The organism is Planktothrix sp. PCC 11201 (genome assembly GCF_900009135.1).
Lineage (GTDB): Bacteria > Cyanobacteriota > Cyanobacteriia > Cyanobacteriales > Microcoleaceae > Planktothrix.
In genome coordinates, this window is record NZ_LT797688.1 from 523,671 (window position 1) to 546,760 (window position 23,090).

Annotated in this window: 9 protein-coding genes; 3 read left to right on the plus strand and 6 right to left on the minus strand. The window is 39.9% G+C overall.

Features of this window, described 5'->3' with window-relative positions; translation table 11 throughout:
* Window positions 1–42 precede the first annotated feature (42 nt).
* The 6 genes from PL11201_RS03105 to PL11201_RS03130 all read right to left on the minus strand — a co-directional run bounded on the left by PL11201_RS03105 (window position 43) and on the right by PL11201_RS03130 (window position 20,125).
* A complete protein-coding gene (locus PL11201_RS03105; protein ID WP_159451507.1) occupies window positions 43–2,121 on the minus strand; it encodes an NB-ARC domain-containing protein in 2,079 nt (692 codons plus the stop codon).
* 279 nt (window positions 2,122–2,400) lie between these two features.
* Complete coding sequence (locus PL11201_RS03110; protein ID WP_079677133.1) at window positions 2,401–2,730, minus strand: type II toxin-antitoxin system PemK/MazF family toxin; 330 nt, start codon at window positions 2,728–2,730, stop codon at window positions 2,401–2,403.
* Window positions 2,718–2,951: an antitoxin family protein gene (locus PL11201_RS03115; RefSeq protein ID WP_079677134.1), complete on the minus strand. Its 234-nt coding sequence runs from the start codon at window positions 2,949–2,951 to the stop codon at window positions 2,718–2,720. Before PL11201_RS03115 ends, PL11201_RS03110 begins: the two co-directional genes overlap by 13 nt.
* A gap of 255 nt (window positions 2,952–3,206) precedes the next feature.
* On the minus strand, window positions 3,207–4,145 hold the full coding sequence (locus PL11201_RS03120) for an RHS repeat domain-containing protein (RefSeq protein ID WP_079677135.1): 939 nt from the start codon (window positions 4,143–4,145) through the stop codon (window positions 3,207–3,209).
* A gap of 57 nt (window positions 4,146–4,202) precedes the next feature.
* The gene (locus PL11201_RS03125; RefSeq protein ID WP_079677136.1) at window positions 4,203–8,012 is read right to left on the minus strand and encodes an RHS repeat domain-containing protein; all 3,810 of its coding nucleotides are present in this window, start codon (window positions 8,010–8,012) and stop codon (window positions 4,203–4,205) included.
* Between the two features lie 113 nt (window positions 8,013–8,125).
* Window positions 8,126–20,125 (minus strand): DUF8189 domain-containing protein, encoded by a 12,000-nt coding sequence (locus tag PL11201_RS03130; protein WP_079677137.1) that lies wholly within the window; start codon window positions 20,123–20,125, stop codon window positions 8,126–8,128.
* A 490-nt stretch (window positions 20,126–20,615) separates the two neighbouring features.
* Between PL11201_RS03130 and PL11201_RS03135 the strand changes: the two genes are divergently transcribed.
* Genes PL11201_RS03135 through PL11201_RS03145 form a run of 3 tightly spaced genes read left to right on the plus strand, consistent with a single transcriptional unit; the run spans window position 20,616 to window position 23,090 of the window.
* Window positions 20,616–21,614 carry a hypothetical protein gene (locus tag PL11201_RS03135; RefSeq protein ID WP_079677138.1) on the plus strand — a complete coding sequence of 333 codons (999 nt, stop codon included), beginning with the start codon at window positions 20,616–20,618 and terminating at the stop codon, window positions 21,612–21,614.
* A 19-nt stretch (window positions 21,615–21,633) separates the two neighbouring features.
* On the plus strand, window positions 21,634–22,710 hold the full coding sequence (locus PL11201_RS03140; protein ID WP_079677139.1) for a site-2 protease family protein: 1,077 nt from the start codon (window positions 21,634–21,636) through the stop codon (window positions 22,708–22,710).
* Window positions 22,711–22,733: 23 nt separating this feature from the next.
* Window positions 22,734–23,090 carry a PEP-CTERM sorting domain-containing protein gene (locus PL11201_RS03145; protein WP_079677140.1) on the plus strand — a complete coding sequence of 119 codons (357 nt, stop codon included), beginning with the start codon at window positions 22,734–22,736 and terminating at the stop codon, window positions 23,088–23,090.

Sequence of the window (23,090 nt, forward strand, 5' to 3'; positions counted from 1 at the left end):
TCTTAAAAAGGGAGAAAGATGATTAATCCAATTTAGACAAGATTAAGAGTTAGATTCAATCTGCAACTGGCGACGAGCTTCTAATTCCCAATGTTCAATTTCTGGCCATTTCCAAGGTTCACTTAATCCGGCTTTGACCATAGAACAATTTAAGCCTTCTTGCCAATATTTTAAAGATTCTTTTTTATTCCCTTGAGCAGATTTAACTTGTGCTAAAAGGTAATAAGCAGCAACGGATTGGTGATCTAAATCTAATGCTTTTAAAAGTAGGATTTCCGCTTGAGAATAAAGGTTTTTTTGATAATAAGCCCAGCCTAAATTTTTATACAGTGAGGCTAAAACCATCGGTTGCTCAACTCTTAATAAAATGGGTTCAATGAGTTCAATAGCAGTTTGATAATTGCCTTTTTTTATTTGTAAACGGGCTAAATTATTAATTGCTGAATATTGAACTTTTAGGGAAAATTCTATTGCTCGTTCATAATGAATTTGAGCCGAATCAATATCCTGTAGTTTTTCATAAGTTGCCCCTAAATTAAAGTGAGCACTCGCTAAATTTGGATGTAATTCAATTGCCCAGGTTAAAGACAGTTTTGCACTGAAAAACTCTCCTTTCATATATTGCTCATATCCAATTTGATTTAAAAACCTTCCAGCTTTTTCGCGCGGTTCAAATCCATTATTTTTGTAAGATTTAATCTCAATATTTTGTAAGCCAAATGCTTGTAAAATAGTTGATTTTTGTTGAGAATAATCTTGATTGTCTGCAAATAATTCATGAATTTTTGTTCTAACTTTTTGCTTTATATATTGCTTAACAAGAGGATTAAGAGTATTTTTTGATTTTCCTGATTCAGAGGTTTTTTGTAAGAAGGAACGTCTTTCTAAAGATGCCCAAATTGTTAAGAATTTATTGGGATCGCTAATACTTTTAATTTGAGATTGTAGTTCCTCGGCAGAGGGATTTTTCGACAAAAGTGCTAACCCATTTAATACTTGGTATTCGTCGGCAGATAGTCGTTCAAATTGATCATAAAAAACCAGATCGAGATGTCTACCTAACCAAGCTAAACTATCAAAATTACCGAATAAAAGTTGATTATACTCAAAAAATTCTTCTAAATTTTCGTTAAATAACTCTTGAACTTTTTGGGCTACTAATCGTAATAGTAAGGGGTGACCATCACAGGATTGAACTAATTGAATAATTTTCTGCTCTTGTGAGATAGAATTTGGTAGAATCCCACAAACTAATTGTTTTCCATCTTCTTCTAATAACCCCGGCAATGGTAAAACTTTTACAGGCTGATTTATTCCAGCTTGAAGTGATATTTCTGGAGGTTCTTCTTGACTTAATAAGATTAAACAACTCGAATGAGCGAGTTCACTAACTTGTCGGAATAGTTCACCATATTCTTGAGCATCATCTTGGTAAGTTCCCGCCAATTGTCCTTTTTCAAATAGGTTTTCGATTTCATCAAACACGATTAAACACCGACGTTTGCGAAAACATTCAATCAATTGAAAAATGCCATTGACACCTGTTTCAACGGAGGTTTGATCACCGGAGAGAGTTTGAATTAAATCGGTCAAAATTTGATCGAAGGGGGGAGCATAACGCAGACAACGCCAAATTACGAGATCAAAGTCAGGGTGAATTTGTTGGATTAATTTAATTGTCAGTGCCGTTTTGCCAATTTGCGCCATTCCGACAATCGCAACTAAACGGTTGCGATCGCTAATTACCCACTGTTGTAACTGTTCTAACTCGCCCGTGCGTCCCAAAGATTCACCGAGGTCGGGGGCGTGTTCCCAGTCAATTTTAGAAGCTGGATAGGGTTGGCTTTGATATGAAGGGACGGTGACCGTAGATTGAAATTCTAGGATCAGTTGGTGTTTCAACTGGGCTAACTTTCCAGGGCCATTGCCTTTAATATTGAATTTGCGATAAACTTCGCCCAGTCGCTTACGAACGGCGATCGCACTCAGTTCTAACTGTTGGGCGATTTCAGCCGTTGAGTAACCGGCCACAGCCAACTGTAGCGCCTCCAGTTCAGCTTGGGAGACACCACGAGCGATGGCCAGGGTTTTGATATATTCAGGGGGTAGGGGATGATCCAAGATTGTAACCGTAATTATGACAGGTTTGTGTGATGTTTTTGAATTGCGTGAACCATGTACCACTCGCATAATGTCTAAAGTATAAGAGGGCAAATTGCCATTTGCCCCTACATAACCATTGGCATCGCAGACGATTCGCGGCGTGCCAAGGGCGATCGCTTGTTATTTTTGGCGGACAATAGTCAATATGCGATCGTCACTAAGACAAGACTCCTTTTTTACAGCTACCACACACAGCCCTTAGAAACCCGGTTTCTTAGAGAAAGTCTGTTTGCTGAGCTACTCAGCAAACATTTCGGCTAAAATCTTTAAAACAGCTTGCTGTTCATCTAGGCTAATTTGTCCTAGCTGTTTGACTAATCTAGTTCGATCGACTGTTCTAATTTGGTCGAGAACTATTTGTCCTTCTTTCCCTTGAAACTGACAAGTAACTCTGGTTGGGTAAGGTTGACCTTTAGTGGTCATCGGTGCCACGATGACTTTAGCAATATGATGATTCATCTCATTAGGAGAAATTACTACACAAGGTCGAGTTTTCTGAATTTCACTGCCAACAGTGGGATCGAGATTAACTAAAAAAACGTCGAACCGATTCACTACCATTGCCATTCTTCAATTTCCCAATTGGTAGTGCTAACACCATCAAGTAGCTGGTCATCTTTTTTTTGTGCCATGATCGCAAGTTTTTCATCCCAACCAATACGCCGAGGGACTGTTGTTATATAAGATGATTGGATTAATAATTCCACTTCTGTACCTTCAGTCAGATCGCAGGGATTATTTAAGATGAATGTGCCATTACGGTATGTGGCTCTGAGAATCTGGGGCATGAGCTATTACCCTAAATTTAGTTAGCCTTTATCCTACTACAATTGATCTAGTTTTGTGAAAGTGGGAAAGGAGCGATCGCACTCCGTTTAACTTACAGAAACAGAGGATGCGTGTGGTTTTGGGAAAGGGCGATCGCAAAAGTTTCTGTTTGTTGAATTTTTTGCTAAGGGCGATCGCATGGATCGAGAAACCGGGTTTCTTCCTAAATATTTCGGTGGGATGCAAAATTTATCGCAGAAACACGGTTTCTGACCTCATGGATTTAATAATCTTGCAGGTAAACCGGGCAAAGATAAAAGAGTAAATAAAAATTTCATCAAAGGTGCAGTAGATTCTTTAGCTAATTCCCAATGAGCTTGAGAAACATCGGCATCCCACACTTGCCAAAATAATTTACCTAAACTTTTTAGCGCAAAATCATGGTTAATACAGGCTTGGTCTTGTGCGTTTTTAGGTATAGGTATCAGACATTTCTTACCATCACTGAGTTGAGTAGCGTCTCTGCTATCCCCGATGCCGCACCAAGGGGCAAATCCACTGGCGAGACTGGCGAAAGGATTAATAATGGCGCTGGCTACGTTTACAACCCAATCTGGATAAAGCCCTAATGGATCTTTATAGTTGATTGTATTGTTATTGACGTACTGGTATAAATTGCCGTTTTGGGCAGCGAAACCAATCGGATCTTTCGCCGTCCATTTCCCCGCAACTGCATCATAATCCCTAAACCCAAACCGCACTAACTCCGTATCCACATCTATCAACCCCCCGGCAAAACTAATATGCAGTTCAAACTCTGGATTACTATCAACAATAACTTGACCAAAGCTGTCGTATTCCAGAACTTTGACGAGTTCACCATTGGTATCGCAGACGACTCGCGGCGTGCCGAGTTGGTCGGTGGTGATGTAATACCAGTTGTTATCCCGTTCTAGGGCAAAGAGTAAGCCAAAATCATCATAGTGATAGCGGCTTAAACTGCCTGATGGTGAACGCACGGCGGTGAGTTGAAAGGGATGGTTGGGGTTGCCGTAGAGGTATTGGGTTGTGCCTTTTTCATCGGTACGAGCAACCCGACTGTTCATGCTGTCGTAGGTGTAGGTGATTTTTTTACCTTGTGGTTGTTCGTTGAGAGATTCAGGAAATGTGTCAGAAGTGACATTAGAATGCGAAAGGTTGTTCAATGCAGCCATACAATGTTTTCAGAGAATAAGGGCTAAGAGGTATTTATGATGCCGAAAAAGTTGCTGTTAAGGATCGGGTGACAACCCCAATCCCTTCATTTTTTGTTCATTCAACCAGTTCTGAGCATCACTCTTGGTTTGCGCCCATTGTTCTGACAAACTTGGCTTCGGTATCAGATTTTCATTGATAGGCTCATCCCACCAAATTCTCTGATATATATTGCTACCAGGAAGTCTTTTACCTGGTGGATCATTATAATTCAGTGAATTATTACCCTCAGAATTATACATATATCGCAAGAATGAGTTCATGGTAGTTGAGTTTTGCAAACTGAATCTAATTGTGCCATCATTATTTGGCGTAATATTAAGATGATCAAAACTTCCTATAAAATGCTCGGTAATATCTGCTTGTAGAGTAGCCAAACCAAACTCTATCAGACCAAAACCACCAGCAAAATCTGTCAGTGGTTCCAAAGATTCACCATTTCGTAAACACTTAGCATTTTTCTTGTAAAACATATCTCGTGCTTTGTTAACTTTTAGGGCATTTTGCATATTTTTTGCTTGAGGGGTATTCGGGCCAAATACTCGTCTCTCCCGGCTACTAGGTCCAGTTCCCATCAAAAAATCTTTGAACATTGTGAATTCTTCGTTTAGCCCTGTTGGATCTATTAAATTAACTGGATCATTGGCAACATACCGAGAAAGATTTGTATCCCCACTATCAAAACCAATTGGATCTCTTACTGTCCACTTACCCGCCATAAAATCATAATCTCTGAAACCAAAACGCACTAACTTTGTATCAGTTTCCATCAACCCACCAGCAAAGCTAATAGGCAATTCAAACTCTGGGTTACTATCACCAATAACTTGACCAAAACTGTCAAATTTGAGAACCTTAACAACTCGATCGCTCTTATCAAAAACTACTCGCGGTGTCCCTAATTGATCCGTAGTAACACCATACCAACTATCACCACGCCGAATAACTATCAAAAAACCAAAATCATCATATTCATAAACACTCAACTTTCCCGAATTATCGCGCACTGCCGTCACCTGAAACGGATGATTTGGATTCCCATAAAGATACTGCACTGTCCCCTTTTCATCAGTCCGCGCCACCCGCCGATTCATACTATCGTAGGTATAGTTAATTGCCTTACCATCAGGCCAACTCACCTCTAACAATTCCCCAGTCGCACTGTACTTGAGCGTCATATCACCACGCTGCATTAAGAAACCATCCGCATCAAATTCGTAAGGCGTTCCATCCAACTCAATCAAACGATCTTGAGCATCATAACTGGCGGTATGCTGTTGGGTTCCTAACTGCCACTCAGTCCGGTTGCCGTTGTCATCATAGACATAACGCTCGACTATTTCACCGTCACGCTTAACTAAAATCAATTGACCATCAAGATCGTAAGTGTAATCGTAAACATGGATTGTACCCGTCACCGTTTCCCGCTTCTGGACAATGCGACTGAGTAGGTCATAACTAAGCTGTAATTGATAGATGACTCGCCCGTTAACCAGATTTTTCCGAGAAATGACGCGACCGGAATTATCGTACTCAATGTCAACATTCATCTTGCCATCAGTAATCTGAGTCGGCGCACCAGTTGCCTGATTTCTTACTACTTGAAATTGACCGTATTGGGTCAGCAACCCGTCCGCATCTCGTTTCATTTCGATTTCCGGTTCGTCATCTAACTGCATCCCGACTAGGGAAAAATTATTATCGTAACGATAGCGGTAAGTCCCATTTGCAACGCCATTCCACGCCATTTCAGTCACTAAACCGCCGTCATAAGTAAAGGTCATTTCTTGGGGAGTCTCGCCATTTGCGGGAGTGCGGACGAGTTTTGTCACCCGTTTCGACTCTTTTTCGTAGGTGACATCTACCGTTGCTTCTGGGTAGGTTGCCCGTTCTAAATCGCCAGATTGATTGTAAATTCCTTGGACAGTTCGACCACTGGGAAGGGTAGAATTTGTCAGTTGTTGTTCGGAGTCGTAGGTGCTGGAATAACCCCCCCCGCCCCCCTTGCTAAGGGGGGAGTTAGAGTTAGAGGAATTTTCTTCATAGCCCCCCCTTGCTAAGGGGGGGTTGGGGGGGATCGCAGGCGGTACATAACCAGCTTCTAAATTTCCTGGCGTATAGTTCAGGCAATGCACCGCACCATTTGGCACGATAATCTGAGTCAAGTTGCTATTAGCATCGTAAGCAAAATTGTAAGTTCTGCCACTGGGTAAAGTCGTCTGAATAATTCGCCCAACTTCATCGTAGGTGTACTGAACTTGATTCCCCTCCGCATTGCCAAGACTGCTGAGGCGACCTTGCTCATCGTAGCTGTAATTAAGAATCGTTTGATTACCTTGCATGGCACTAATTAAACGCCCCCGATTATCGTAATTAAAACTGACAGATTCTAAGCCAGCAGTCTCAGTTTTAATCACCCTTCCTCCTTCATCTAAATTTAGAATGCTGCGCCGTCCTGCTGGAGATTGGTAGATAATTTGCTTGTTTTTTGCATCAAAAGTAGTAGTCGATTTACGTCCGTTAAAATCTACCGTATCGGTGAGAGAAATTAAACTCAAGGGGTCGTTAGGATCGGCAAGATTGCAATCTCGCGTTAATGATAAATTTGCTGTCAATCCGCCAGGTGTTTTCAGGACAGTTCGCTTTAACAAAGATGCTTGTTTGCCAAAACGCGGATCGGGTTGTTGTTCTTGGATGAAAGTGCTGCCATCAGGATAAGTAATGGTTTCTGTACCATCTTTGCCAGTTAGCGCAATAATCGCGCCTGTACCGCCACAACCTTTATTAACCTGACGTTCCTCACCTGTAGATAAGCGCTCAGTTAAATAGGTAGATTCGCGTCCTGTAGCGGTAATTTTAGCAACTAAAAAGCCACTTTCAGTGCGTTTGCGTGCCAGTAAATCGAAGTTGCCATCAGGTTCTTGACGGCTGTGTAAACGTCCTAATTCATCGTATTCAAACTGATAAATATTCCCTTTGGGGTCAGTGAAGCTACTTAGCAATCCCTCATGAATATAGCTAAATTTGCTGGTTTTATTGGCAGGATTAGTGACACTTTCTAAATAGCCATCAGCATTGAGATTAAAGTTGGTACGCTGACCATAAGGGGCAATAATAGCAATGGGAAGACCATCGGAATTGCGCTCAATTTGGGTGATGTTGTTGTCACCATCAGTAATAGCTTTTAAATAGCCATTATCATCGTATTCAAAGCCATAGATTAACGCTTTAGTTAGCGTGCTAATGGTGCGGAGATGGCGGCCTGTGTTGTCGAATATGTAGAGTTGACCGCCACCTTCACTGGGAATAGCGATGTCGTCAAAAATAGATGCTGCATCTGCTTTACGTCGTTGACCATTGCCAAAATATAGAGTTTTTCCTGCTAGATCATAAGCGTGATGAACGTTCAAAGTCCAACCGCCTAAACCTTGAGCGATCGCATTCCAAGTTCCCAGGGTACTCGTTCCTTCTTTCCGTTGATTATGTTCCGGGTTGGGATAGATATAAGTAGTGCAAATCCTGACAGGTTGCTTCCCAGATAATAGACGACCTTCGATATCTTTTCCATCCCAGATAAAGGTGTAACTTTGATTAGGTTCTGGCGGAAAAGTTTTGATAAAATGTTGACCAGCAATGTCAATTTCTATCTCAATTCGTTCTAATTCACCCGCAACATGGGAACCGCTAACAGGAATTGTGCGGGTATAGGCTGCTTGACGGCCTGGAGTGCGATCGCTACTGTAATTTAGGCTAAATGGCGTTCCATTAATCCCTACAACAGCACCTAAGATTTGGTTTTGAATTTCGATGAAAGAAATGGGTAGCATGATTTTTTTCCTCTAAATTATTGTGGGTTTTTATTTTCTTGATAGCCCGCGCAGGCGGGCTTTTTTCGTGTAGCCCCAGGTTAGAAACCTGGGGTTTCTGTGAGTTATTGATATCATCCACTACAAGAACCTTCTGCTAACTCCTCACTAGGTTCATACAGATTTGGGTCAATTGGTTCTCCATTTAATCGGTCAACTAAATTGGCAATATCTGGCCCCCACATTCCAATAATGCTGTTAATTCCAGACAACCAACCTTCAATACTTCCCTCCTTAATTGCGCCACCAATTGCTAAACCAGTATTGCCAATTTTGCCTAAGTATTCAAACAATGTCTTAGCCGTACTATTGAACACTCCAGCGAAGTTTGTACCGAGAGTTATAACAGAATTAAAGATGTTACCAATGGCGCTAAACCAATCGCCATTTTTAATTGATTCAATGCCGCTATAAATCATTGTCGGTACACTCTGCAAACTATTGAAAACTTGCACAAGCATCTTTTGGGAGATAGAAGCAGCTTGACCAATAAAGCTGGACAACCCAGAAGTAACAGCACCTGCGACACCTCCTAAAATTTGCAAGAAGCCCATAATATTGTCACCAGACATCATGGAACGAACACCATTAAAAGCACCCGTAGCAACAGATTTTAATCCTTGAATTGCTAATTGAGCGCTTTTAGTTAGCGCATTTCCCATACCTGCTGTCACTGCATTTACCGCCGCCATAACAATGCTGAAAATACCGCCTAACCAGTCGCCATTCATAATAGATTGAATCGCATTAATTCCAGCACTAGCCGCCGTTAAAGCAATACCTAATGGGGCTAAAGGAGTAAAGCTCAGAATAGTTCCTAAAATGCCAATGACACCGGAAATAATGCCTAATATCTTATTCCAAAAAGCCTTTTTCCGTGCTTTCCGTTCTGCGATTCGTTTCTTAATAATTTGGTCGAGCATCTGTTTCCCTTGCTCGGCTAAATCATTAGAAATATCAACCGCTTGTTCCGCTAAAGCGATTTTATTTAAAACCTCCTCGTACAACGGAGCAATAACATCATGTTCCCCTTGTAACTCTGCCGAACGCTGTAACTCTTTCAACAATTGTTGGGACGCAGCTTGCAGGTCAGATTCAGCCGTTTGTAACAATTCATTGTCTAACTGTTCATCTAAATCAATCTTATTAATCTCACTCTTATACGACTCAATTTGCCCAATCATCCCATCCATTGCACTTAGCAGGGTTTCTTGAATATTCGCCGCTTCTTTTCCTTGCAATGCTAAGTTAATATCACCCCGCGCTTCTGCTAATAAAGCCTTCACATTATCAGGTAAATCCGGTTGCTGAGTTTCCAAATCTTTCAGGGAAGTAAGAAGTCCCGCCAATTGAGTTTTTAACTGCATGGGATCTTCCGTTGGATCTAGGGTTGCTAACCCTAAATCGCCGCGAACATTATTCAAAGATTGTCGTAAATCATCCTCAGCTTGCAGTTGTTTAAGTTGTTCAATTTTAGCGGTAGTTTCTAACCGTTTACGTTCTAATTCTAAGCGATCGCGCTCCATCCGTTCCTGCACCGCTTCATCAATTTCTGCCTGATGACTTTGGGCAATTTCTTGTTCTAATTGTGCCTGTGCTAAGTTCAATTTTTCCAGCGTTACTAACTGGATAAAAGTTTGCTCGGTTTGTTCACGAATGCGAGTAATCCCATCCAAACGGGCTTGGGCAATAGCTAATTCCTGAGTTTTATTATCCCGTTCCTCCTGAGTTTCTGCAACCTTTGCATTCAAATCATTTAATAACTGTTGGGCTGTTTCTTGTTGCGTTTGCAGTGTTTTCATCTGCGCTTCTGCGGTTCTTCTCGCCGCACCAAAGGCATCTGCTTGAGCTTGGGCGCGACGTTGTAACTCGCGATTATTCAGCATTTCGACATAATAACTATTTGCTAAAATCTGATCGTTCGCATTACCAGCACCGCCAGCACAACCACCGCGATCGCCTGCTAAATCGTTATAATCTCGGTAATAAATCTCCGCCGCTGTCGCCATATCATTGCGCTGTGCAACATCCAATAAATGCTTGGCTTCTTGATAGCCAGCCGCCGTTGCTGTCTGCAAACGCTGAATAATTTGGAACTCTAAAGTATTGACTTCTTGCTGTTTTTGTGCAGCTTGTAAAGTGTAATTAGCATTCGATTGGGTAGCCTCCACTAAAGCTTTCAAAATTGTTTGATGTTCTCTAGCAGCCCTCAAATGTTGATCATTTTGAGCCAACAAATCGGTTTTCAACTGTTGTAAAGATGCCGTAAGAGCCTGACTAGCCGCTTCTGCTTGTTCCGCCAATCGTTGGGCTTCGGCCAAAGCAGCACGGGCATCATCTAATTGTTGTTGCAAATTGCTGTAATCGGCATCCGGGTCATTAATATAAGCATCCAGCAATCGCTGTTCTGCTAAAATCACCTCATTTTGTGCCGTCAACATCGTGCGTTTTTGAGTTAGCGCAGTTTGCTGTGCCGTGAGAACTGTTGCTTTATTATTCAGCCATTTCAAGGATTGATTAATTTGAACTAAATTAGTGTTCAAATTATCTAATTCTTCCTCAGTTACACCTTGATTCTGCAAAGTAATAATCTGATTTTGCAGCGCTTTTTGTTGATTTTCCAGGCTGGCACTGAGGGATTTAGTGCTTGCCAATTCGTCACTCAAAGCCACAGTTTGACGTTCAACAGTACCTTCAGCATCAGCTAATTGTTGCTGTGTTTCAATGGCTTTTGTATTCAGTTCACCACGACGTTGCAAAATATCAGCAATAGCAGCGCGATACTCCTCAGAATTAGTATCATATTCTGCCCATTGTTGCTGCACTTGAGCATTTTGGGCAGCGGCTTCTGCTTCAGCTTCTTCTAACTGTTGTTTAATGATCGGAAGTAGGTTTTCTAAACTCGCAAGTTGAACTTGATCGCCGGGAATTGACTCTCGCGCTGCTTCTAATTCGGCAAAGAAATTACGCGCTTCATCAATAGGAGGTTCCGCAGTATTCGCCGCATCGTTAGCAGCAACCCACTGATTTTTTAGCGGTTCAATACGTTCTTTTTCTTTGCGCCATTTGTCAGCTTCGACTAACTGTGCATATCCCTTTGCTCGTAATTGAGGGAATATTTGGGAATATTTTTGCCAGACAATCCAGTCATAGTCAACGTGGGTTACAGTTTCCCAATGACCTTTGCCACACTCCGGTTTCACCCAACGCTGTTCTGTCCAAGTAGGGCCATTTTTACGACTCACAGCCCAGTGATATGCTGCTTGTTGTTGATACCAATTGGCTTGCGCTAAAAGTGCATGACCTTGGGCTTCGTGGGAGGCTTGGGCTGCTTTCGATTTATCAAATAGCGCTTGCAGAGGGTTGCGTCCTTCTACGGAATCTGCATTGAGAAGAACATCCGCCCGAGTTGCATTTAATAGATTAGAAATTTCCTGATTGGAAGTGCGACCTTCTAATGTTGCTGCTTTTAATAGGTCAATTGCCGTACCGTTTTCTGAGTTTTCTGCTAGGAATAACGGACGTGCAGCAAGGCTAGTTTCTTGCGTTATCAGTGGGAGTTGCGCTTCTTTTTCTTGCTGATATTGTTTCGCGATCACATCGTGATTTTCCCAAGCAGTCCACTTCAATCCATCCCCTGTGGAACGGGTATAAATTTGACCGTTAATACCTTGGTATGTCTGCACTACTTTCCCATCAACAACTTCTTGGGAAATGCCGTCAAGGGTGTTAACAGGACTCGCTTGCCAATCAGTCCAACGCACGTTAGGGATGAGGGTACGACTGTAGAATTTGCCGTTAGATCCACGGGCACTGAATACCACTTTGTTATCAATATTATCGACTGAAAAATCACTAGCAATATCAACACCACTTGTAATGGCTGACCAGTTATTCCAGTTAACCCCATTAGCAGATTGGCGAACATAGAGAGTATTATCAGTTCCTCGCGCAACTTGAATTAGGGCATTATTAGTGACTACCATTTGAACATCACTGTTAATGCCACCGTTAGTATATTGCCAATTACTCCAAGTCTTACCGCCATCGCTAGAATAACGACCATAGCTCAAGTTATCTTTACCGCGTACTGCTTCTACTAGCTTGTCTTTGTATTGAATACGAGTGACGGGGTTAGGATTTTGATCGCTATTTTGTTGCAATTCTCCCAAATATTGCTGATTAATTTCGGCTTTAGCGATCGCACTTTCCAATGTTTCCCAATTGTTCCATTTCAAGCCATCAGTGGAATAGCGAACATAAGTGCGATCGTCAACTCCTTTGTAAGACTGTATTATCTTACCGTCAACCAATTTTTGTTCAATGGGATTGATCGTATTAAGTGGACTCACTTCCCAGTTAGTCCAACGCACGTTAGGGATGAGGGTACGACTGTAGAATTTGCCGTTTGAGCCACGGGCACTGAATACCACTTTGTTATCAATACTATCGACTGAAAAATCACTAGCAATAGCAACATCACTTGTAATGGCTGACCAGTTATTCCACTTAACGCCATCAGCAGATTGGCGAACATAGAGAGTATTATCAGTTCCTCGCGCAACTTGAATTAGGGCATTATTAGCGACTACCATTTGGACATCACTATTAATGCCGCCGTTGGTATATTGCCAATTACTCCAAGTCTTACCGCCATCGCTAGAATAACGACCATAAATCAGGTTATCTTTACCGCGTACTGCTTCTACTAGCTTGTCTTTGTATTGAGTACGAGTGACCGGATTTAAGTTATGAGTATCAGACTGTTGTAGGTTTTGTAAATACTGTTGTCGCCAGTCAGATTTAGCAATAGCAGTATCAATCTGTTCCCAATTTTCCCACTTAACACCATCAGCAGATTGACGCACATAAATCTGGTTATCAAAGCCTCGATAGGACTGAATTAACTTGCCATCAACTACATCTTGAACGATATCGCTCATGGTAGAACCAACGGGCTCCCAATTCTTCTGCCATTGCGTACCATTAACAGCAGTACGAGAGTAGATTTTATTATCGGAATTGCGAACGGTAAATACTAAGTTTTTCCCGACAACATCCATTGAGTAATCAGTTGTCATCGCACCACCAATCGGGAACCAGTTAGCCCAATTCACTCCATCTGTGCTAGAGCGTCCCCAAATTTGATTGCCGCTACCCCGTACTGATTGGAATAGTTTATTATCAACAACTGTCGTCTTAATGCTATCGAAATTAGTGCCGCCACCCGTATGTAACCACTGTGTCCAAGTTTTACCACCATCAGTAGAGTTACGGACATAAATTAGGTTATCTTGACCTCGACGGGATTGTACTAATTTGTTGCCGAAATTAATCTGATTGATGGGCGTATCGTCATAATTAGTTGCATCTTCCCATTCTTGACGCACTTCGGCAGCTTTCGCTTCACTAGCAGCTTGTTTTGTTGCTAAATCATGGATTTTTGCTAATAATTTTTTGACTTTTTCGACATAAGTTTCTAAAGCTGGATTACCATTAGTTTGATCAATTAAAGATTGGGCAATTGGTAAGACTTCCTGAGTGGCAAATGCGATCGCGTCTGGCTGTTTTTTATCAAATTTCTCTTTAGCGACTTGCAGTTTTTGAGCTAAGTTAGTAAATTCGGCAAGTTGTTGCGACTCAGCACCATATCGAATCGCAATCGGAGCAATTTCTTCCCACAATTTAGCATCTTGCTCAATCCGCAACTTAATTCTTTCAATTGCATCCTCGGTAGAAGTAAAAGCAGTATCCAATTCATCAGCGCGAATTTCAACCGCACCAAGGGTCATAATTCCATCTTCTAAATTAGCCTGAGCGCGATTATAATTCCCATCCGGTTCGGCCAAATTATTATTAATATAGGCAATCAATTCATCAACCGAATTAGATAAATCCTGTTGCTGTGTAACTAATTCCTTAGTCTGTTGATTTCCTGCTAAGAATTGCTCCGTCCAATTCATTGCACCCAGACGCAAATCTTGATTAATTTGGTCTGCCAATAATACATGATCTAAAACCGTACCAGAATTAATCGCCGCATCTGTCGCATTTTCAGAATTTAATTGAGACTGCAAAGATTCCAAGCGTCCATCATTACTCTGAAGTTTTTGGCGAATCTCTAACTCTTGCTTTTGACGCAAAGGTGTCAATGCTTCCGTTGCCTGATTCAACAAGTCTTCTAACTCATTAGCATTACTCTGATTTGATGTTTTCAAAGCTTCCAAATTGCTTGATTGTGTCTTAGCTTGATTAATCAGATTTGTCAGCGCTTGCTTGCTAACATCATCTTGAGTATTAGCTAATGCTTCCTCCCAATTAGCAATCTGTTGATTTTGGCTATCAATTGTATTTCCTAAGTCATTCCTCACATTTTTTAAATGTTCTAACTGGGTATTGACTTGTGGCTCTAATTGTGTAGTAAAGAAATCAACATCAGATTCAGAAGCGAGAATCCCAAACCCAATCAATTGCCGCAAAGCTGTGGAATGTAATTGAGCAGTTTGCGATAGTTCAGTCGCTAAATTTTGCGCCTTAGTGGTTGCCTCCTGGATAATTTGAGTTTGTGTATTTTCCTGAACTTGTAGCCGTTTTAATGTAAGAGTTAATGTAAGAGTACGTTCATCTGCTATAAAAGAATAGGGAGAATAAGAAATCTTTGAACCCAAAGCAGTCAGTTCAGATTGTTTCTGATCCAGTTCGGATTGTTGCTGAGATATCTTTTGATTAAGTTCGTTGATTTTTGTCGAAGTTTCTTGTCTTTGTTGCCATACAAGATTACGCTGATCTGCAACAAACGAAGCTTGCTGCAAACTAGCACGATAAGCCTTAGCTTCGGCGCTATTATAAACGTAGGAACTGCCATTCCAATACCATATTTTTTGTTGATGTGCGGCGGCTTGATTGAGATAATCTCGCTCGGAGGCAGCTAATGGATTATCACGGTCAATTAAGCTTTGTAGCAGTAATTTTTGACTCCCTAATTGCAGTTTCGTAAATTCCAGAGATTGTTGGGTATCGGTAATCGATTTTTGGATAGATTTTTCCAGTTCTAAATTTGCCTGAGCATCCTTCAATTCTTGTTGTAAAAGTGCTAGGCTATTGCGTTTTGGTTGTCCATCTTTACGAATATCTAACAACGCTTGAGTTGCTGTTTCTAGTGCCTGATTTGCTTCTTGCCATTCTTGCCAATCTTGCTGATATTTTTGCTCTAAAACTCCCGCTTTATTGAGTAAATCTAACCGACTTTGCAGACGATTTACTTCCGCTTCTACTTGTTCAAAGTATTTATCAGTGAGTTCAATTTCCCGATATTTCTCAATTAGCTTTTGTTCAGTATCAGCTTTTTGTTGATTCAATTGTGCCAGTTGTGCAATTAAATCCTCTCGCTGCTGTTGTTGATTTCCTAGCTGAGTGTTTAAATCGTTTAATTGATTCTGAGTTTGGTTAATTTCAGATTGGAGGTTGTTAACTTGCTGATTAATTTCTTGCTGTTCTTGTTGCAGTTGTTGGAGTTGATTTTGCTGGTTAGCAAGTTGAGAATTTAATGCGTTTTGTTGCTGATTTAAAGACTGTTGCTGTTGTTGTAAAGTAACAATTTGTTGCTGATTTACCGCAATTTGAGGCTGTAAAGTAGCAGTTAGTTGTACTGCATTAACTTGTGCTGCATCTCGTTGTTGTGCGTAGGAATTAGCAGCCGCTTGTTCAGCATTACGATTAGCTTCCGCTTGTGGGTTATAAATCGAACCATAGATAGGTTGTGAATTCTTCCAGCCATAACCAACAACTCCCCAAGTCTGAATCTGTCCATTCCAGTAATTAGCAGCATTTTGATGCGCTTGTCGTTGCTGTTCCAATGAATTAACAGCAGCATTAGCTTGGTTAATTTGATTCTGATAACCTTGCGCTACAGACTGCTGTTGTTGAATCTCAGAATTTTTAGCAACAATTTGATTTTGAAGATTAGTAATCTCAGACTGAGTAGCAGCAATTACCCCCTGTTGTTGCTGAATTTCTACCGATTTTTGTGCTAAATAATCTTGGGTTTGTGTTAGCTGATTTTGCAGGTTATTTAAAGTGCCTTGAGTTGGCGCGATCGCACTTTCCGTAACCGTAATTTGTTGCTCTTTTGCCACAATTTCTTTTTCTTTCGCCGGAATTAGATTATCTTGCAAATTAGCTTTCTGTAAACCCAATTCTCGATATTCCTGATTCAGCTTATCTAAATCTTTTTGAGTCTGAGTGTCTTCAGCTTTAGCATCAGCAAGACGTTGAGGCAAATTATCAAAACCTTCTAAGAAATTCGCACCACTCCCTTCATAGGATTTGAGAGTTTCGATTTTCGCTTCTGGATTAATCGAATTAGGTGCGGTTTCCAATTCCTTAATTAAGCCAGAAATTGCTAATCTTTCAGGAGAATCCGCGATCGCCAAAGCTAACTGATCCTGCTGTAATTTCGCCCAATCTAATTCTTGATTGAGAGTTTCTAAATGATCCGTCCAGTAGTCAATTTGTTGACTTAAAATTTTGCTATATTTGGCATTATTTTCATTTTGTAAAACATCATTAACATTGCCTATTATCGGATTTTCATTTTTTAAAACACCACCAATATTGGGAGGTATGGGGTTTTCAACATTCAACGGTTGAAGTTTAGCATTTTCCTCATTTAACTGTTGAATTTTTAGAGCAACTTCTAGTTTTTCAGTTTCCAATTGTTGCACTGTTTTCTTAATAGCGGTGAGTCGTTCCCGATAAGGCAATAAGAAACCAACAGTTTCTAGGAAATTCTGTAAATCCTTTTGTGCCGAAGCGCGTTCTGTTTGAATTGCTTCTACTTCTGTCTGCGTTTCTTTCAAGCGATTTTCTGTTAAATTAGTCGCCTGTTGTTGTGTGGGAATTTTCTGATTTTCTAACGTTTGTAACTGTTCTTCTGCTTGAGAAATTTGCAGATTTAGGGTTTCTAACTTCTGCTCTTGTACAGGTGTATGCAAGGCGAGTAAATCTTTTTCTGCTTGCAAACGTAGTTCATCCGCCGTAATTTCATACTCAATTCCCTGCTCTAAAACAGGCCAATCTTTTACTATTTCTGTTTCTGAAAGTTTCCGCACCTGTTCTCGTAGCACATTTACTTGTTGCTGAGATTGAGAAGCTAACTGTTTATAAACATCCCGTTCCTGTGCCGCTTGATTAGCTAATTGTTGCGCTTGATCGCGGGGGGCCATATATTCAGGATAATGTACCACCCATCCATACACAGGTTCCGTATTGCGTCCAGATGCTCCTGTGCGTCGAGTTCCTACCTGTTGCCAACGGTTGTTCATTTGACTATTATTCCAATCGGCACTGTTTTGATTTTGTACCCGTAGCTCCTCAGTTAAATTCACCAATTTTTGATAATTTTTGGCAATATTTTCTTGATCAGATAACTGTTTTTTCAGCAATTCTAAAACAGTATTCGCATCATTAGTATTACCATTTACTAAACTCAGATTTTGTTGATTGTTGAGGAATTCTGCATATTGATTTAAAGCCGTGCTTTGTTGTTGCGCTTGTTGGGCTAACTGTAAGTAGCTTTGAGCATTTTGAGCCGCAATTTGTGCTTGCCCTTGATTTTGTTGTTTTTGTTTCAGTAAGTTGGGATCTGTTCCATATCCCCAAATTTCTTGTGTCCCCCCGCAACGACGTTTTTCAGTTCCAACAACTTGCCAACGAGTGGGGTTAATGGAATTTGCGATCGCATTATAACGTTGTGCTTCTGTATTTTGAACATTTGCCTGTTGACGGAAATTAGAGGCAGATTGTTGTTGAGCATTAGCAGCATTTTGCCAAAATTGAGGATTAATTTGTAAATTATCATTAACATCAGCGAATGGATTAGTTAATTTGTATTTTGCCTTCGCTAAATCTTTTTCCGCTTTCTGAATATTTTCTTGAATTGCTGCTAATAATTCTTGGGTTTCAGCTTCTAAAGCCGTTTTTTGTTCCCCTAAACTAGCTAACTGTTCCTGCAATTGTTGTTGCTGAATTAACAAGTTTTGCAGTCGAGTCGCTTCAATTTGATAATGTTGGGTTGCTAAGGCTAAAGCTTCTGTCCATTGTTGGGCTTGGGCGGCAGAAATAGCAGCATCGGTATTAACTTGTTGATACTGTTCAAAAGCACTGACAATTTTCGCTTTAACTTCTGCATCTAATTCAGTTAAAGTTAGTTCGGGGTTGCCTAAATCTAATAAGGTTTGCCACTGGTTTACCAGGGCTTCTTGAGTTGTTTCTAAATCAGAAATCGCCTGTTCTGTGTTATCTCCGGCGGCTCTAGCGAGGGTTTGAACTCGTCCTTCACCACTAAAAGGAATCAGCGTAACTGGGTCTTGAGTTTCGGCTATTTTTGGTTCTGTAATTAGCGATCGCCGAATGGCTTCTTTAATATCAATAACACCATATCCGGTTTGTTGATCCCATCCTTCGGTGTTAATATCTCGGCTAGTTTCTATTAGTAAATCTTTAACTTGTTGCCAACTTAAATCGGGATTTGCAGCCCAAATTAAAGACGCAGCAGCAGTTACATAAGCCGTAGAACGGGATGTCCCCACAAAAGCAGTTTGATCATCCTGCCATTCTCCACCAGGGGCAACTACTGTTAACCCTTTGCCATAGGCAGAATAGTCGGTTTTTCCTTCAAATTGATCAATAGATCCAACGGTAATAATATTATCAAAAGTCTGACTAGCTTCTCCTAAAGCTGACATCACACCTCCGGTATTTCCTGATGCCACAACCAGCAAAACGTTGTGATCTTTGGCGTATTGAATTGCCTGCTGTTCCTGTGGGGTTAATTCATAGCGAGTTGTTACACCAATATCATCTAGTTGGGATAAATCAAAACTTAAATTAACAATTCCTTGGGTTTTTCCTTGAGATTTTAACTGATTTACATATTTCACTAATTCCGTCGCCCAATCATTATTTTTAACGGTGTAGTTTTTGGGTTTTACTAGGGGATTAATACTGTTAAAAATCTCGTTAACTTTCTGACTATGCTGATTTTGGTTAAAATCAATAATGCCAACAACGGGCTGTTTAGCATTAATTGGTAATAAATAATAAGCCTGATCAGCATTCAGTAAAAATTGATCAAAAACCGTTGAATCAGGGTTGCTTAATGCTTCTGCTAAGGAAACAGGTAAACCCATCGACTCAGCGACTCCTGGATCGCTTAAAAAGTCTTTAATTACCTGAATATTAGCTGGATTAATCCCTGTTTTAACTAAATCATCCGGTTGGGTTAATAGTTCAAGTAAATCTGGATTTGCGTCAAAAATATTATTAATTCTTTCTAATGCTTCTTCGGCTGCATCGGAGGATAAAACCTCTAATAGATTACCGGAATTATTGCTATTAATAATAACGTTTAATTGGGCTAAATCTTGATTAAGATTAACCAGGGTTTCAGGAGGTAAATTAAGGTTAGGTTTTTCTTCTGGATTGGGTTTGGGTTGAGTAACGTCAGGATAATCATTAATCGGATTATTATTTCCCGAAATATTAGGTTGACTACCAGGAGGATCAATGGGTATAATAATCGGTTCTGGCAGGGTATTAATTGCATCAATAATATTAATTTGATTACCGACAGAAGGGGTATAATCAACATTAATAATCCCAGCTAAATATTCTTGATTGATTTTATCAAGAATGGTTTGAACATTAATCAGGTATTCATGATTTAGATTCGGGTTATTGGCAATTAAATCAAGGGTTAAATTAGGGGTATCAGGAGAAATTTCCGGTATCGTATAATCAAAGTTTCCAGGGGAATGATCAGGAATCAAAAAGTCGATTCCTAGTTCTTCTGCGGTGAAAATAGGGGGTAAACCATTGATAGGAGAAATATCAATGTTTCCTCCATCAACAGGACACATCTTAGGATGTAAATCCGCTACGGGAATAATCACACTGGGGGTGATAATTTCCTCTAAAATAAAGGTTTTTCGTTTTGAATGCCGTTTTTTGCGAGGAGTTTTCGACGGAGCTTGATTTTTGCTGTCGTTTTTATCATTTAACCAAGACCAACCCATAGATTGCGCCCCTGATTTCAAGAATTTTATTGTTGTGAGTTACAATATAGCACAACTATCTCACAAATATTGTAAATCTTTTGTAAAGCCGTATTTACGCTATATATATTGTTTTATTAGATTTTTTAGTCTTAATAACACTATATATGGTTTATTTTTAGATAAAAATTTAGATTAATGTAAAGATTTTGTAAAGATAATTTATACTTTGTATAGTAAACTACTTAATTTTTGAGGATTAAACTTTAAGTTATATTAACAAAGCTATACTATTCTGGATTAAACTTATACAATGTATAGCTACTTAAAGGGTTTAACTTCAGGACTGATAGCAGTTGGCAGAATTGCTGAGAGACAGTCCCTTCAAGTGATTATTGATGATGGGTAGGAAGTGCCAGCATCTTCCCTGACTGACCTCTATATCATATAAAACCGCTATCAGCAGAGGCGATAGTAACCCCTTAACTCACTTACATTTTTTAACTTGATTATGGCTTATCAACATCGTTTGGCGACTTTGGAAGATGTGGATGCGATCGCACCTTTAATGTTAGCTTTCGCAGAAGAACGTTCTAGTATTGATCCGTCATTAACTCTGAAAAAGGATTATGATTTTCGTCAATATATCACCTATCAATTGCAAAAATCCAACTGTTTTTGTTTGGTTTTAGAAGATCAAAAATCTAATTTTATTGTGGGGTTTTTCTTCTTTTTTGCTTATGATGAAGCCCCACCCCCACAATTACCAGAAAATTTGCGTCATCAATATGAACAAGAAAGCCCATTTTTATCTCGACGTGTTGCTTCGGCGTTAGGTTTATATGTACAGCAACAACATCGCAATGCGGAAGCGATTCAACAATTAATTTTAGCAGGCATTGGGTATGTTGATCAATTAAAAGTCAGTGACATTGATGTACTAATTTCGGCGGAACAAAAGGGGATTCAATCATTATTAGAACGTTTGGGTTTTACCAAATCTGCCGTGCAGTATACTCGTCATTATGACATTTCATCGGATGCAGAATTACCTTCTTTACATCCTGCCCATCCTGAGCTATTAGATTTAGAATTACCCGAACCAAGTGCGATTCCTTTACGCAACCCAGAAACGAATGAATTAGTTAGAAATGATCGGGGAGAACCTGTATTTTTATTCCCTTTACGAGATGAAAAAGGTCAACTAGTTAAAACCAGTAATCAACAACCAATTTATCCTATCCCTTTACGCGAACCAAAAAACAATGAGTGGGTGTTTGATCGGGTCGGTCAATTAATCGTTTCTCCAGTTTTATTGGATGAACAAGGTGAAGTTTTTGAGTATCAAGGTATTCCCCAATTTTATCAACCTGCGTATCAATTTATTAATGGGAGTTTGTCTTTACAACAGGATGAAAATGGTTATTATATATTCTCTGATGTTGAACGGGATCAACAAGGCAATATTGTCAGAACTCCTGAAGGATTTCCTGTGTTTAAATTAAGATAAGAGAATAGGGATTAGAAATATGCAGTTAAAATCAGAGGTAAATTGGATTAAACATCCTGATGGATACTGGATTTTAAGAAATCCTCAATTCGTCACATTTTTACAAGTTGATGAACTCGATAAACGTATTATTTCCCAACTGGGTCAAACCAGTATTCAGCAGATTATTGCTGAATATAAAGTGTCTTTAGAAGATATCCAAGAGTTGCTAAAAATGTTAGCAGCAACGGGAATGTTAGAAGGAACTCAACCCCCGGCTAAAAAATTTAAGTTAAGTCAAATTCTTTACTTCAAAGTTCCTTTGTTTAAACCGGATCGCTGGTTAACCCAAATAGTTCATAAGTTTAAATGGGTTTGGACAGAACAATTTGCAATTATCCTGGCTGTTTTCTTCATTCAAACTATTATTATCTGGTTCTTGTTTTCTCATCGATTAATTCTCACCCATGACCAAGTTTGGGGAAGTTTTACCCAGGGAAATTGGGCACCTATTTTCAAACTGTTGGGATTCAGTTTGTTGGTGATTTTATTCCATGAGTTGGGTCATGCTTTGACCTTAAAACATTATGGGGGAATTGTGCCAGATATCGGGTTATTGTGTATGGGTTTTATTCCTGGATTTTATACCAATACTACTGACCAATATTGTTTAATTTCTCGGCGAAAACGGGTTTTAGTGGTGGCGGCTGGGATAATTATGCAGTTAATAATTTGGGCGATCGCTTTTTGGCTATTTCTATTTGCACCTGTTAATAGTGAACTCAAACAAAATAGTTATCTGTTAATGACGGCTGCTTTATTAACTGTGATTTTAAATCTCAATCCCCTGAACAAATTTGATGGGTATTACTTGTTAGTGGCTTGGACTGGTATTAATAATTTAAGGGCGCGATCCTTAGAGTTTTATCAACAACTTCTTCGCCTGGAACACAGTTCGGAATCACCTGCTAACCAAATTACGTTATTTTTTTATACCCCTTTAAGTTTGGTTTATACCTTTTGGATATTGGATTATTTAGTTTCAACTTTAAGATTATGGTTGAGTGAAAATTCATCCCTAATCTTTGATTTTTACTCAGGAATTTTATTTCATTAATTTAACCGAGGAGACGGAACACCATGAAAATAAATCGCATTGTTAGATTAGGAATTGCTTGTTTAACACTCAGTCTTGCTAGTTTTTCCTCTAGCACAATTCCTGTGCAAGCTCAAACTCTAGCAACCTCTCAAACTAGCTCTAATATTAATACTAACTCTCCAGAAATAATGGCTCTGAGCAGCCCGACTCAACAACCCAGTTATAACCTTTCTCAATATTTGAATCAACTGGCTAATTCCTGTAATCAAAATTCATATTTGCCGGGTTCATCTCCAAACCAAAATTCTGTTTCAACACCTGAACCCGCTACAATGGCTGGTTTAGCATTGATAGTTGTGTTCGGACTGGGTTTACGGAGAAGACAGAAACAATATTAA

Bases quoted from the DNA above. Each gene is read 5' to 3' on its own strand.
- PL11201_RS03110 (WP_079677133.1), bottom strand. From the start codon at position 2,730: ATGGCAATGGTAGTGAATCGGTTCGACGTTTTTTTAGTTAATCTCGAT.
- PL11201_RS03140 (WP_079677139.1), top strand. From the start codon at position 21,634: ATGCAGTTAAAATCAGAGGTAAATTGGATTAAACATCCTGATGGATAC.
- PL11201_RS03135 (WP_079677138.1), top strand. From the start codon at position 20,616: ATGGCTTATCAACATCGTTTGGCGACTTTGGAAGATGTGGATGCGATC.
- PL11201_RS03120 (WP_079677135.1), bottom strand. From the start codon at position 4,145: ATGGCTGCATTGAACAACCTTTCGCATTCTAATGTCACTTCTGACACA.
- PL11201_RS03115 (WP_079677134.1), bottom strand. From the start codon at position 2,951: ATGCCCCAGATTCTCAGAGCCACATACCGTAATGGCACATTCATCTTA.
- PL11201_RS03130 (WP_079677137.1), bottom strand. From the start codon at position 20,125: ATGGGTTGGTCTTGGTTAAATGATAAAAACGACAGCAAAAATCAAGCT.
- PL11201_RS03145 (WP_079677140.1), top strand. From the start codon at position 22,734: ATGAAAATAAATCGCATTGTTAGATTAGGAATTGCTTGTTTAACACTC.
- PL11201_RS03125 (WP_079677136.1), bottom strand. From the start codon at position 8,012: ATGCTACCCATTTCTTTCATCGAAATTCAAAACCAAATCTTAGGTGCT.